The following is a 13936-nucleotide window of genomic DNA, read 5'->3' as shown; positions in this document are numbered from 1 at the left end:
AGAGGCGCGAACGATAGGGGCCGGTTCCCGAATCGCAACTGAATCCCGAGTGTTGACAGGGTTCACATCTCGCTGTGTCGAGATGCCGTCGCGCCTGGCCGCGCGACGGCATTGTGCAACGCCGCACTGCGGTGCATGAGGCTCAGGGAAACTGCTTGCGCTGCATCAGCATGGCGTACACCTTCACCACCGGATCGGCGTGTCCGCTCAGTTGCGCCAGGCGTTGATCGCGATCCGGCCAACGCTGCGCCTGATCGGCGAGCACGCGCAGATCGCCGAACCAGGTGTCGTGATCGCGTGCGTAATACGGGCCGCTCAGCAGCGTGGCGAGCAGGTGCATGCCGCGGTCGCGCGCCGCGCCCGCCGGCGCGTACTCGAGATAGCGCAGCAGTTCGCGCAGGCGCGCGCGCTGCACGCGGCCGCTATCGTCGCTGGCGGCGGTCTGCTGCAGCACGCCGTGGTCGAGTTGGTCGAGGAACTCGATCGATGCTTTTTCGGTCGCCGCATCGCCTGCACCGGAAGCCGGATCCAGCAACTGCGTGCGGATGTTGTAGCCGGCCTGGCGGATCAGCGAGATCGCATCGGCGTCGATCGACTGCGCGGGGAGCTGCGGTGCCGGCACGATGCGCTCGGCCGGCAGCTCGGCGACGAAGCGCTGTTCCAGCAGCCAGTGGTTGCCGAGCACGCTGGAAGGGCAGCGCGTCTGCGCAAGATGCGCGGCGACGTAGCCGCGGTAGGCGGCGTGCAGGCGCTCGCGCAGGGCGCTGTCGGACACTTGTTGCAGCACCAGCGGCATGTCGCCGGCCACGCTGAGTTCGGTGGCGGTGAAACCGGCGTCGTCGCCGCGGATGCGTTCGAACATGCGCACCAGGCTGTCGCCGAGCTGTGCCTGTCCCGCAGTGTCCAGCGGCGCCGCGGCGAGCGCCATCTTCAGCGCCGGGGCGGAGTCGGTTTCGTGTTGCGCCGCGTCCACGCGTGCGGCGATTGCGCTGGCGCGCGCTGCCGGTGACGCCGGCTGCAATGCGCTGGCCAACGCATAGGTCGGGCTGGGATCGTCGAGATAGTCCGCATCGCAACTGCCGGCGTGAGGCGTCGGCAGTGCGGCGAACAACGCCTGAACCTGCGCTGGCGTGGCGTGTTGTGAGGCGCGTGTCTGCAGCGTCAGCCGATCCAGACCAGCGGTGCGTGGTGAGCGCAGTTCGTCGTCGTGCTCTTCGTCGATGCTGCCGACGCGGGCCAGGCCTGGCATGCGCCGTTGCGCGCGCTCGGCCAGTGCCACAGCCTGTTGGGTCAGCCGTTGCGCGGCAGCGGCACGGTCGCCATCGGTTTGCAGGTCGTCGGAGGCGGCGAGGCGCAGCAGCACATCGGCCTGGAAGTCGGCAGGCAGCGCCTGCGCCGCGGCCAGCACCGCACTCGCAGGTGGCCCGGGCACGGCGCTACCGTTCATCGAATCGGCGCCAGTGGACGGCGGCGTCTGCGCACTGGCCGGATCGGCAGGCGGGTGTGTTGCGAGGGAAGCCGGCGCTGCGGTTGGCGCGCCGTGGGTGGTGGCCGCGCGTTGCAGCAGCGGCACGCAGGCGCCGGCGACCAGCAGCGCGAGAAGCAGATGGCGGGGACGTGGGGCGGAACGCATGGGAACTCCTGAAGGCGGGCGACGGACTGCACGGCGCATGGGCGCCGTGCAGGACCGGGGAGCGCACTCCCCGGGCGACCATCCAGTGGTCAGTTGTAGCGCGCGGTGTTGCGCGGCACGTTGGCGCGAATCACCCCGAGCGGATCGTCGGTGATGATGCTGGTGAAGCCGGCGGTGACCTGCGCGCGGAAATCCGGACGGTCGTCGGCGGTCTCGTTGCCGAAGTACTTGGTACGGGTCAGGTAATCGTCGAGCGAGGCACAGCAGGTGCCGTTGCTGCGCACGTAGTGCTGGCCGTCATGGCTGCTCAGGCGGTACTCGGGCACCGGCGAGAACGCGCCGATCGCGCGTTTCTGCGCCTGGTTCTCGGCCAGCAGTTCGGCGGTCGGGTCGCCGCGGCGGGGCTGCTTGTTGCCGATTTCCAGCCAGGCGAAGCCGTTTTGGCGACGCGCCTCGTTGATCCAGGCGTTGACCCGGCACGCCGGCGTGTCGCCGCGCCCCGAGCCGCACTCGCCGACGTAGCCGCCATCGGCCAGCCTGTCCATGTCGCCGGCGTAGATGGTCGGCGCGAATGGCACACCCTTGGTGAAGCGGGTGATCTCGCTGGGCGTCTTCGGCAGCAGCGAGGCGCTGAATTTCAGCACCACCTGGTTCTCCATGCGAAACGCATGGACCTGGTCGGCCGCGCGCGAGACTGCATCCAGGTTCTTCAGATCAAGCACCACCACCATGTGGTTGGCGTAGGTCACCACGGTGTTCAGCGCCTTGGCCAGCGAGGTCGGATTGTCGTTGGTCTTGGCGAAGTTCTTGTCGCGCAGGAACGAGTTGACCAGATCATGACTGGTCAGGGTGCTGATGTCCGGATTCCAGCCCTTCGGATTGGTTGCCGGCTGGAAGATATAGAAGCCGGGTTCGTGATACACCACGCGACCGGCGTTCTGGTCGTGGAACAGCCAAAGGATGCCGTCGGAGGCTTGCTTGACATCGAGTTCGATCGCTTCGATGTTGTTGTTGTAAGTGCTGAGGATCGAGCAGGTGGAGTTTTCCGCGCAGCCGTTGCCGACCAGCCCGCGATGCGAGATCACCACGACGTCGGCGTGATTCCCCTGGTAGGGATTCTTCATCACGTTGAGGATATGTTGCGGGTTCCAGTTGCTGGCGGCCGACGCCATGCCGGACAGCGTGGCCAGCGACGCGCAGGCCAGCGCCAGGGCGAGAACCTTGGCGGGTTTCTTGGGCAGTTTCATGTGCTCTCTTCCGTTCGGGGTTGATGGAATGAAGTGAAGCAGCGCAGCGCGCGGCAACCGCCGCGCCCATGGGCGCGGTTGTCTGCAGCGCAATGCTCGAAGCGACGGGCATCGTCCTGGCGTTGCATGCCACCCGTCTGAAACTGGACTCCCGGCGACACCGCGCGTGGGCCACCGCGTGGTGTCGCCGGGATTTGGACCGAGGCCCGCTACCCGGGCGTGTCCGTGCCGTGCAGGTAGCGTTGCAATGCCAACGGCTCGTCGGTTTGGATCATGCTGACGCCGTGCTTGCGCAGCCCGCCCCAGACCGCAGCCGGATCGCGCAGCGCGCGCTGGTCGGTGTAGTGCGCCGACAGCCGCATCGGTTTGCCGCTGGCGATGTCGTTGGTCATGGTGTTGACGAACAGCCGCGCGTGCGGCGCCAGTTCGCGCTGCGCGATGTCCAGAACCACCGGGTCGTCGAACATCAGCTGCACCACCGCCGGCTGCAAGCTGGCGGCGCGGCGCAGGGCCTGCTCGGGCGGCAGCGTCGATTCACGCTGCAGGTACAGCGCCTGCACCGCGATGTCGGCCTTGCGCGCGCGCTGCAGCACCGCTGCGGGCACGTCCAGCGGCACGTTGAGCAGCACGTCGCGTTGCGCGCCGGCCGCCTCCACCGCGTCGATCACCTGGTCCAGTGCCGCGGCCTTGATGTCCAGGTTCACCAGCACCTTGCCGCGCGCCATGGCCAACGCCTGCGCCAGCGTCGGCGGATGCCGCGCGGTGAGCGTGCTGTCGCGGCCGCCACCCCGGCTGCGCACGCGCAAGGCGGCGATCTGCGCCGCGTCCAGATCGGCCACCGCGCCGTGCCCATCGGTGGTGCGGTCCACCGTCTCGTCGTGCATCAGCACCAGCGCGCCGTCGCGGGTGGTGCGCACGTCGATCTCGACCATGTCCACGCCGCGCGCGATGCACGCGGCGATGCCGTCAAGCGTGTTCTCCGAGGCGAACGTCCAGCAGGCGCGGTGCGACACCACCAGCGCCGGTCCGTGCGGGTCGCGCAGCCGGTCGGGCAGGCTCGGCGTTGCCGCCATGGCCAGGACCGGCATCGACAGCACGGCGCTCATCAGCAGTCTCCGGAAGCGCATGCTCACCATCTCCAGGTCAGCGAAGCGTTGTAGTTGCGGCCGAAGATCGGCCGCGCATAGATCGCGTCGGCGGTGCCCTGGCCGGACAGCGTGTCCACGCGCGCATTGCCTTCGGTCAGGCCGAGCGCGTTGCCGACGTTGGCGGCGTGCAGCTGCAGCTCCAGGTGCGCGCTCAACCGCGCGAACAGGCCCAGGTCGTAGGTGGTGTAGGCGGGCAGGGCGGTGGCGTTGGTGTAGTCGACGTAGCGCTGGCCCATGCGATAGGCGGTGGCCGACAGTTCCAGCGGCCGGCCGTCGATGTCGAAGTACAGGGTCGGGCTGATCGACGCCATGAACTTCGGGATGCGCGAGATCTGCTTGCCGTCCAGGTTGCCGTAGCTGAGGCCGGTGGTCGCGTTGCTCAGGCCGCGCGTCTGCGGATCCTGCAGCGTGGCCGAACCGGTGATGCCGAACAGCGGCGACGGCCGCCAGGTGAACTCCGATTCCAGGCCAAGCGTGCGGGTCTTGCCGACCAGCGCCAGGCTCTGCACCGCGCCGCTGCCGTCGAGCACGATGGCGCTGATCGACAGATCGTTGAAGCGGCTCCAGAAGGCGACCGTGGAGAACGAGAAGGTGTCGCCGAAGCTGCCGCGCAGGCCGGCCTCCGCCTGGTCGATGTCGGTGACGTCCGCGTTCTGGGTCTGGTAGACGTTCTGCAGCCGCGGCAGGCGCTGCGACTGGGTGTAGCGGGCGAAGGTCTGCCACTGCGGGGTGAGCGCGAACTCGGCACCGAGCGTCCACTGCATGGCATGGCGATGATCGGTGCGCGGGCTGAACGCGCCGCTGAGCCCGCCAACGTTGTCGTCGGCCAGCGTGGTCGGATCGCCGAGATTGCGCGTGGTGTTGGCGTAGACGCCGCCGTTGGCGTTGTAGCGGGTGTAGCGCACGCCGGCATCCAGGCCGAGGCGGCCGAAGCGCACCGAATCCCACAGGTACGGCGACAGGTAGGTGCCGTTGGCGAAGCCGCTGGTGACGCCATTGCCGTAGCGCACGAAGCCGTTCTGGGTGACCGAACCGACCACGTTGCCGGCGGCGTCGTAGGCCAGTACGTCCAGGCGCTGCGCGTTGTTCTGCAGCGTGGTCAGCACGGTGTTCTGCAACCGGTCCTGGCGGTATTCGAAGTGCTGCACGTTGAGGCCGGCGGTGAGCGTGTGCTGGCCCAGCGCGGTGTCGTCGAACGCCTTGCTCAGGCGCAGGTCGTCGGACAGCGTGCGCAGATGCGTGCGCGCATTCCACAGGCCGCTCTCCAGCACCAGGCCGTCGGCCGCGGCCGGATCGTAGGCGGCGCCGTTGCGGCTGGCGACGTAGCCGACCCGCGCCACCCGCGCACCGAAGCCGCTGCGCGCACGGCCGAGTTGCGTGTTGAGGTAGGCGCCGGCGTCGTAGGGTGCGGCGCCGGAGAACAGCGCGGTGTAGTCCACCTCCGCATCGACGAAGCGCATGCGGTTGTTGAGGGTCAGGCCGTCGCCCAGATCCCATTCCAGGTGCGTGCCGAGTTGCTTGACCTTGCTGTGGATGCCGTCGGCCAGGTCGAGGTTGCGCGCCAGCGGGCCGTTGCCGTCGAAGCTCAGCGCGGTGGTGTGGCGCAGGTCGTTGGACAGCAGGGTGCCGTCCAGCGGATCGAGCAGCGCCGACAGCGATTGCGACGGGTTGCGTGGGTCGGCCAGGGGGATCGGGTTGTAGAAGGCGGTCCGGTCGTTGAGGTACTTGGCGACGACGTCGAGGATCGCATCGCCGATCAGGAAGGTCAGGTTGCCGCGCAACTGGCCGCCCTGGTCGGCGGTGTAGCCGGTGCGGCGCAGGCCGTCGTCGCTGCGGTGGTAGCCGCCGATGCTGTACAGCACGTTCTCGCTGAGCGGGCCGGCGCTGTAGGCGTCCTCGCGGCGCAGGCCGTCGCTGCCGACGGTCATGCGCACCGCGCCTTCGGGGGTGGCGGTGCCGTGGCGGGTGATGGCGTTGACCGTGCCGCCCGGCGCGTTGGTCGCGAACAGCGGCGAGGTGCCGCCGCGCACCACCTCCAGGCGCTCGGTCATCATGTCCAGCGCGAACAGGGTGTCGACGTTGAAGAAGCTTTCCTGCGGCTCGTCGAACAGGGTCAGGCCGTCTTCCTGGTACTGCACGTAGTACCAGCCGCCGGCCGGCAGGCCGCGCACGTAGAGATTCTGGCCGCCGCCCTGGCCGCCGGAGGGTTCGGCGGAGAAGCCGGGGACCGCCCGCAGCATGTCCACGCTGCTGCTCGGGGTGCTCCGCTCCAGGCGTTCCTTGGACACCACGCTGATCGCGAAGGGGGCGTCCTTCTGCGACTGGCCCTGCGGCGTGCCGGTGACCACGATCTGGTCCAGCGTGGTGGTGGCGTCTGCCGGGGGCGCTGGCGCGTCCTCGGCATGGACGGTCGCGGCGCTGCCGAGGATGGACGCGAGCGCCAGTGCCAGCAGGCTCGGGTGCGGATGGACGGTACGCATGAAGATCCCCAATAAAAGAATGTGTGGTTAATACTATTTGCAATGTATGAAACTTAGATGTCCACGTGCTAGGTTGTTGCGGTTCGTGCATCCATCACGCTTTGCGTCCGCCTATGCCGCATCCCGATTTCCCGCCGCGCGTCAGTGCCGGCGGCCGCCAATTGCTCGACCGTGTGTTCAAGACCGGGGTGCAGACCCAGGCGGCGCTGAGCCGCGACCTGGATCTGTCGCAGCCCACCGTGGCGCGCCTGCTGCAGGGCTTCGTGCAGGACCGCATGGTCCAGCTCAGCGCCCGTGCCGCCGAGGGTCGCGGCAACCCCAGCGTCGATGTGCGGCTGGCGCCGGATTACGCCTACGCCTTCGGCATCGGCCTGATGGGCGACGTGGTGGCGCTGGCGCTGGTGGATTTCGCCGGCACCGTGCGCGGCCAGCGCCGCGTGGGCCTGGCCGACATGCGCCGCGCGCCGGTGCTGGCGCAATTGCAGCGATTCCGTGCGGAGTTGCTGGCCGAGACCGGCGTGGACCCGGCGCGGGTGGTCGGCATGGGCATGGCGATTTCGGCGTTCTTCACCGGGCAGGGCCGGCAGATGGCCGGGCCGCCGGCGCTGGAGGACTGGACCCAGGTGGACCTGGTGCCGATTCTGGAAGAAGCCCTGGGCTGCGCGGTCACCATCGAGAACGATGGCGCGGCGGCGGCGGTCGCCGAAAGTCTGTACGGGGTCGGCCGCGACTGCCGCGACTTCGTCTACCTGCACCTGACCAACGGCTTCGGCGGCGGCATCATCGCCGATGGCCGGCTGTTCCGCGGCCACCGCGGCAATGCCGGCGAGTTCGGCGGCATCTGGACCGTCGGCGCCATGGCCTATCCGAATCTGGACGCGCTGCTGTCGCTGGTGCGGGCCGCCGGCCAGGACTACGCCGGAGTCGAGCAGATGCTCGGCGCGATCGACGCGCATACCCCGGGCGTGGACGCCTGGCTGGACATGGCCGAGGCACCGTTCTCGCAGTTGTGCGCGTATCTGGCCTATGCGCTGGATCCGCAGGCGATCGTGATCGGCGGGCGCCTGCCGGCCGCGATCGCGCAGCGCCTGATCGAGCGTATCCGCATCCCGCGCGCGCCCAACCGGCACGGCCTGGCGCCGCCGCTACCGCAGTTGTGCATCGCCCGCACCGTCGGCGACGCGGTGACCCTGGGCGCGGCATTGATGCCGCTGCAGCAGGCGTTCTTCGCCTGAGGCCCGCAGCGGCGGGCGCCGTGCGTCGCGCCGCGGCGCGCTGCGGATGCTGCTGACCAGGCGCTCGCTCGCGGTGCATCGCGGCGGCGTCGACCGTGCGCCTCGGTCTCAGCCGCTGCTCGCGTGTGCCGCCAGGCCGGCGCCGAGCGGAGGCGATCGGCCGCGCCCGGTGAGCCATGCCAGCAGCAGGCACAGCGCCCCGCATAGCAGCGGGCCGGCCGCCATCGCCCAGCACAGCAGCAGGCAGTGCCCGTCGCGGTAGTCCAGCGCATCCAGCAGCACGCCGATCAGCACCACCCCGGCGGCCAGCGCGACCTGTGCGGCGGCGGTCAGCGCGGCGAAGCACAGCGCATGCTCGGCGACCGCCCGGGTGGCGGTGCACTGCGCGTGCCAGGCCCATACCAGTTGCCCGCCGCTGCCGCCGATGGCGCCGATGCAGGCCGCCGCGGCCAGGCTCAGCAGCGGCTGCGCCGGCAACGCCAGGGCGAACAGCGGCGCGCACAGCAACAGGGCGCTGCCGAGCCAGGCCAGCCGTTGCGTCGGCGTGCGCTGCCGGCCCCAGCGCGCGGCCAGCGGTTGCACCAGCACCGTGCCGAGCGCGTAGGCGATCAGGACCGCACTGCCCCAGCCGGGCGAGAGCAGGCCGTAGGCGGCCACGTACGGGGCGAGCTTGGTGAACGCGGGCAGGGTCAGCGAGACCGCTGCGATCAGTGCCAGCGGCTGCCAGGGAATCGCGCGCCACGAGGGCGCTCGGTCGATCGCGATCACGGCCGTGGCGTCGGCCGGGGCCGGGTGCGCATTGGCGTGATGGCGCAGCACCCGCTGCAACTGCCAGGCGCACAGCATCGCCACCGCCGCCAGCACCGCGCTGGCCTGCAGCGCCAGGCTGCCGCCATCGGTCCCGCGCGCCAGCACCGCACCGACCACGCTGCTGATCAGCAGCGCCGCCGCGCCGCTGCCGGCCAGGCGCAGCGCGCTGGCGCCGTCGTGGCCGCGCCAGGGCCACTGCGCCAGGCTCAGCAAGGTGTTCTGGGCCACGTCGCAGGCGGCGTAGGCCAGCCGGAACAGCAGGCTCACCGCCAGCACATAGCCGAGTCGCCACGGCGGCGGCAGCAAGGGTGCGGCGAACACCAGCAGCAGCGCCAGCGCCGCGGCGGCCAGGCCGTGCCATTGCAGGCGCCCGGCGCTGCGCACGTCGCGCAGGCGCCGGCGCAGGCCCCAGCCGGCGCCGAGGCCGATCGCGGCGCTGAGCAGCAGGCCCAGCGCCAGCACCAGCCCGGCCGTGATCGCGCGCAGGCCGGCATGTTCGGTCATCGAGTAGATCAGCAGCAGTTCGCCGGCGTACCACAGCAGGCTCTTGCCGAAATGCGCGCCGGCATACGCCGCCAGCGCCGTTTGCGGCAGGCGGGGCAGGGCGGGCAGGGGCGAGGGGTGCGGCATGCCCAGGCTTATAGCCGCGCGATGCGACAGCACCAAGTCCGCTCCTTTGGCCGGCGGCCTCCCGGCTACCGGCTGACCATGCCTACAGTTGCGCCGCCAGCCGGCTGCCCTGGGCGATGGCGCGCTTGGCGTCCAGTTCGGCGGCGACATCGGCACCGCCGATCAGGTGCGCGCTGCGGCCGGCGGCCTGCAGCGCCGCCTGCAGGTCGCGCCGCGGTTCCTGGCCGGCGCAGACCACCACCGTGCCCACCGGCAACAGTTGCTCGGCGCCGTCCACGCGGATGCGCAGGCCGCTGTCGTCCACGCCCAGGTATTCGACGCCGCCGAGCATGGTCACGCCCTTGGCCTTGAGCGTGGCGCGATGGATCCAGCCGGTGGTCTTGCCCAGCCGCGCGCCGGGCCGGCCCGGGCTGCGCTGCAGCAGCCACACGCTGCGCGCCGGCGGCTCCGGGCGTGGCTTGCACAGCGCGCCACGGCCTTCGAATTGCGGGTCCACGCCCCACTCGGCCATCCAGCGCGCCGGGTCCAGCGCGGTCGACTCGCCGGCGTGCACCAGGAACTCGCCGACATCGAAGCCGATGCCGCCGGCGCCGATGATCGCCACCTTGTCCGCGGCCTGCACCCGGCCCTGCAGCACGTCCAGGTAGCTGACCACGCTGGGATGGTCGGCGCCGGGGAAATCCACCGCGCGCGGCACGATACCGGTGGCCAGTACCACCTCGTCGAAGTCGGCCAGCAGCGCCGCATCGGCGGTGGTGTGCAGGCGCAACTCCACGCCGGTGGCGTCGAGTTGGTGGCGGAAGTAGCGCAGCGTCTCGTGGAATTCCTCCTTGCCGGGAATGCGCTTGGCCACGTTGAACTGGCCGCCGATCTCGCTGGCGCTGTCGAACAGGGTGACGCGGTGGCCGCGCTGCGCGGCCACGGTGGCGCAGGCCAGGCCGGCCGGGCCTGCGCCGACCACTGCGATGCGCTTGGGCGCGCGGGTCGGCAGGTAGTTCAGTTCGGTCTCGGCGGCCGCGCGGGGATTGACCAGGCAGCTGGCGGTCTTGTTCTCGAACACGTGGTCCAGGCAGGCCTGGTTGCAGGCGATGCAGGTGTTGATCGCCTGCGCCTGGCCGCGCTGCGCCTTGTTCGCCCATTCCGGGTCGGCCAGCAGCGGCCGTGCCAGCGACACCATGTCGGCACCGCCGCCGGCGAGGATGCGCTCGGCCACGTCGGGCATGTTGATGCGGTTGGTGGCGATCAGCGGCAGCCGCACGTGCGGCTTGAGCTTGGCGGTCACCGCGGCGAAGGCGGCGCGCGGCACCGAGGTGGCGATGGTCGGCACGCGTGCCTCGTGCCAGCCGATGCCGGAGTTGATGAGGGTCGCGCCGGCGGCCTCGATCGCCTGCGCCTGCAGCACGATCTCCTGCCAGTCGCTGCCGTCCTCGACCAGGTCCACCAGCGACAGCCGGTAGACGATGATGAAGTCCGGCCCGCAGGCGGCGCGGATGCGGCGCACGATCTCCACGGCGAAGCGCATGCGCTTGGCCGCGTCGCCGCCCCAGGCGTCGTTGCGGCGGTTGCTGCGCGGGGCGATGAACTCGTTGATCAGATAGCCTTCCGAGCCCATCACTTCGACGCCGTCGTAGCCGGCCTCGCGCGCCAGCTTGGCGGCATGGGCGTAGGCATCGATCTGGCGTTCGACGCCGCGCGCCGACAGCGCACGCGGGGTGAATGGGTTGATCGGCGCCTTCAGTTTCGACGGCGCCACCGACAAGGGGTGGTAGGCGTAGCGTCCGGCGTGCAGCAGTTGCAGGCAGATCTTGGCGCCATGCGCGTGCACCGCGGCGGTCACCTGCCGGTGCGGGCGCACCTCCCACGGCCAGGACAGCTTGCCGCCGAACGGTTTCAGCCAGCCGACCACGTTCGGTGCGAAGCCGCCGGTGACGATCAGGCCGACGCCGCCGGCGGCGCGCTCGGCGAAGTACGCGGCCAGTTTGGGGAAGTCGCGGGCGCGGTCCTCCAGGCCGGTGTGCATGGAGCCCATCAGGATGCGGTTGCGCAGCTGGGTGAAGCCCAGGTCCAGCGGGGCGAACAGGTGCGGGTAGGCGGTGGGGGTGGGGTCGGGCTGGCCGGGGGCGGGCGACATGGCGTGGATACGCAGGCGTACGGAAGGGCGCAGGGTGCCGTGAAACCGGGCTGGCGGCAAGAGGGGCGTTGCCTTGAGCCGCCTTTACATCCTTCTGGGATTTTGAAGCATGACGCTTAGAAGCAAGAGCAACAGCTTCCGCTGGCGCGGGTTACTTTTCTTTGCTTGTGCAAAGAAAAGTAACCAAAAGAAAGCACACCCCGCAGCGCGCCCTCCGCGCTGCGCGCTCCGGGTTCGCAGCCACGACGGGGATTCGCGGAAGGGGCATCCTGCCCCTGCCGCGAACGGCGCACATCCATGTGCGCCGCCCTTCGGGTTTTTCCCCGCCGCGTCTGCCGCGCTGAGGGGACCTGGTAGATCAAAAGCACAGCAACAGCAAAGAGCAGCAACAACAAAAGCAGCAGAAGAAGCTGAGCTATCAGTCACGGTCGGCCGATGACCGCTACGCGCTCAAAGCGGGGCGATCGCGCCAATGTTTCGATCGCTGCGCCGCCTGCTCAGCCCCAGCCGACCAGGGCCAGTTTGCCGATGGTGCTGCCCGACTCCAGGCGGCGGTGCGCCTCGCGCAGGGTGGTGGCGTTGATCGGGCTCAGGGTCTCGGTCAGGGTGGTGCGCAGTTCGCCTGCGTCCACCAGGCTGGCGGTGCGCGCCAGGATGCGGTGCTGTTCGATCATGTCGTCGGTGCGGAACCGGGCGCGTGCGAACATCATTTCCCAGTGGATGCCGATGCACTTGGCCTTGTACGGGTCGCCGATGTGCAGCGGACCGCTCGGCTCGACGATCAGCCCGACGTGGCCCTGCGGCGCCAGCAGCTCGCCCAGCGCCTGCCAGTAGCGGTCGGTGTCGGCCAGGTTCAACGCGGCGTCCACCTGGTCGATGCCCAGTGCCTGCAGCTGCGGCGCCAGCGCCTGGCGATGGTCGATCACGTGGTGCGCGCCGAGTTGCAGGCACCAGTCGCGGGTCTGCGGCCGCGAGGCGGTGGCGATCACCTCGAAGCCGGCATGCCGCGCCAACTGGATCGCGATCGAGCCGACCCCGCCGGCGCCGCCGATCACCAGCAGGCGGCGGCCGCGGTTGTGTTCGTCGTCGAAGTCGAACGGCATGCGCTGGAACAGCAGTTCCCAGGCGGTGAGGGTGGTCAGCGGCAGCGCCGCGGCCTGGGCGAAGTCCAGCGTGGCCGGCTTGCGCGCGACGATGCGCGCATCCACCAGTTGGTATTGCGCGTTGCTGCCGGCGCGGGTGATGTCGCCGGCGTAGTAGACCTCGTCGCCCGGCTCGAAACCGTCGACCTCGGGCCCGACCGCCTCCACCACGCCGGCGGCGTCGTAGCCCAGCACCTTGGGCTGGCCGTCGCTCGCGCCCTTGGCGCGGACCTTGGTGTCCACCGGATTGACCGACACCGCCTCCACCCGCACCAGCAGGTCGTGGCCGGCGGGCGCGGGGGGCGTCGGCAGGTCGAGGTCGTGCAGCGACTGCGGATCGTCGATCGGCAGGGGATGGAGGGTGGCGACCGCTTTCATGGAGGCTCCTGGACGTGAAGGAAAGGAGGGCACGGCCGCGGTTCAAACCGGCCGCGGGTTGCGCTCGGCGAAGCCGCGCTGGTGCCAGTACGGATACGCCGGTACCGCCGCGCTGGCCGCATCCAGCTGTTGCACGTGGGCGGCATCGAGGGTCCAGCCGACCGCCCCCAGATTCTGCCGCAACTGGTCTTCGGTCCGTGCGCCAATGATCACGCTGCTGACCGTCGGCCGCTGCAACAGCCAGTTCAGTGCGATCTGCGGCACGCTGCGGCCGGTTTCGGCGGCGATGGCTTCCAGGGCGTCGATCACCCGGTACAGGCGCTCTTCCTCCACCGGCGGCCCGGCCTCGGTGACCGCCTTGTCGTGCAGGCGGCTGCTTTCCGGCAGCGGCTGGCCGCGGCGCAGCTTGCCGGTCAGCCGGCCCCAGCCCAGCGGGCTCCACACCAGCGCGCCCACGCCCTGGTCCAGGCCCAGCGGCATCAGTTCCTCCTCGTAGTCGCGGCCGATCAGCGAGTAGTAGGCCTGGTGCGCGACGTAGCGCGACCAGCCGTGGCGGTCGGCCACCGCCAGCGACTTCATCAGGTGCCAGCCGGAGAAGTTGGATACGCCGAGGTAGCGGATCTTGCCGGCACGCACCAGGTCGTCGAGCGTGGACAGGGTTTCCTCCACCGGCGTGTGCGCGTCGAAGCCGTGCAACTGGAACAGGTCGAGATAGTCGGTGCCCAGGCGGGTCAGCGCCGTCTCCACTGCGCGGATCAAATGGAAGCGCGAGGAACCGACGCTGTTGGGCGCGGCGCGGTCGAAGCGGAAGCCGGCCTTGGTCGAGAGCAGCACCTGGTCGCGGCGGCCCTTGATCGCCGCGCCCAGCACCGATTCGGCGGCGCCGCCGGAATAGACGTCGGCGCTGTCGAACAGGGTGACGCCGGCTTCCAGGCAGATGTCGATCAGGCGCCGGGCCTGGTCCACGTCCGAATTGCCCCAGGTGGCGAAGAACGGATCGGTGCCGGCGAAAGTGCCGGTGCCGAAGCTGAGCACGGGAACCTTGAAGCCGGATGCGCCGAGATGACGGTATTCCATGGAGAACTCCTGATGAGGGAAGGAG

At 70.1% G+C, this 13936-nt stretch carries 9 protein-coding genes; 1 reads left to right on the top strand and 8 read right to left on the bottom strand.

All coding sequences use genetic code 11. The features are described from left to right. Positions 1-142 precede the first annotated feature (142 nt). From RAB70_RS19880 to RAB70_RS19865, 4 genes are all read right to left on the bottom strand, one after another. A complete protein-coding gene (locus tag RAB70_RS19880; RefSeq protein WP_225851584.1) occupies positions 143-1633 on the bottom strand; it encodes a hypothetical protein in 1491 nt (496 codons plus the stop codon). 89 nt (positions 1634-1722) lie between these two features. Further along, positions 1723-2880 carry a glycerophosphodiester phosphodiesterase family protein gene (locus RAB70_RS19875; protein ID WP_017911121.1) on the bottom strand — a complete coding sequence of 386 codons (1158 nt, stop codon included), beginning with the start codon at positions 2878-2880 and terminating at the stop codon, positions 1723-1725. Between the two features lie 209 nt (positions 2881-3089). After that, positions 3090-3986, bottom strand: coding sequence for a glycerophosphodiester phosphodiesterase family protein (locus RAB70_RS19870; protein WP_148828356.1), 897 nt, complete (start codon positions 3984-3986; stop codon positions 3090-3092). Positions 3987-4009: 23 nt separating this feature from the next. Next, a complete protein-coding gene (locus tag RAB70_RS19865; protein ID WP_148828357.1) occupies positions 4010-6508 on the bottom strand; it encodes a TonB-dependent siderophore receptor in 2499 nt (832 codons plus the stop codon). A gap of 113 nt (positions 6509-6621) precedes the next feature. Between RAB70_RS19865 and RAB70_RS19860 the strand changes: the two genes are divergently transcribed. Then, complete coding sequence (locus tag RAB70_RS19860; RefSeq protein ID WP_148828358.1) at positions 6622-7743, top strand: ROK family protein; 1122 nt, start codon at positions 6622-6624, stop codon at positions 7741-7743. A gap of 108 nt (positions 7744-7851) precedes the next feature. Here the strand turns inward: RAB70_RS19860 and RAB70_RS19855 are convergent, their stop codons facing one another. The 4 genes from RAB70_RS19855 to RAB70_RS19840 all read right to left on the bottom strand — a co-directional run bounded on the left by RAB70_RS19855 (position 7852) and on the right by RAB70_RS19840 (position 13911). After that, entirely contained in the window at positions 7852-9183 is a 1332-nt protein-coding gene (locus tag RAB70_RS19855) for an MFS transporter (protein WP_148828363.1), read from the bottom strand. Between the two features lie 82 nt (positions 9184-9265). Continuing rightward, positions 9266-11314: an FAD-dependent oxidoreductase gene (locus RAB70_RS19850; RefSeq protein ID WP_265530812.1), complete on the bottom strand. Its 2049-nt coding sequence runs from the start codon at positions 11312-11314 to the stop codon at positions 9266-9268. 497 nt (positions 11315-11811) lie between these two features. Continuing rightward, positions 11812-12834: a zinc-binding alcohol dehydrogenase family protein gene (locus tag RAB70_RS19845; protein ID WP_148829687.1), complete on the bottom strand. Its 1023-nt coding sequence runs from the start codon at positions 12832-12834 to the stop codon at positions 11812-11814. Positions 12835-12876: 42 nt separating this feature from the next. Beyond that, the gene (locus tag RAB70_RS19840; RefSeq protein ID WP_148829686.1) at positions 12877-13911 is read right to left on the bottom strand and encodes an aldo/keto reductase; all 1035 of its coding nucleotides are present in this window, start codon (positions 13909-13911) and stop codon (positions 12877-12879) included. Positions 13912-13936: the final 25 nt, after the last annotated feature.

Source organism: Xanthomonas sontii (assembly GCF_040529055.1).
Lineage (GTDB): Bacteria > Pseudomonadota > Gammaproteobacteria > Xanthomonadales > Xanthomonadaceae > Xanthomonas_A > Xanthomonas_A sontii.
This window is presented reverse-complemented; position numbering and strand designations above follow the sequence as displayed.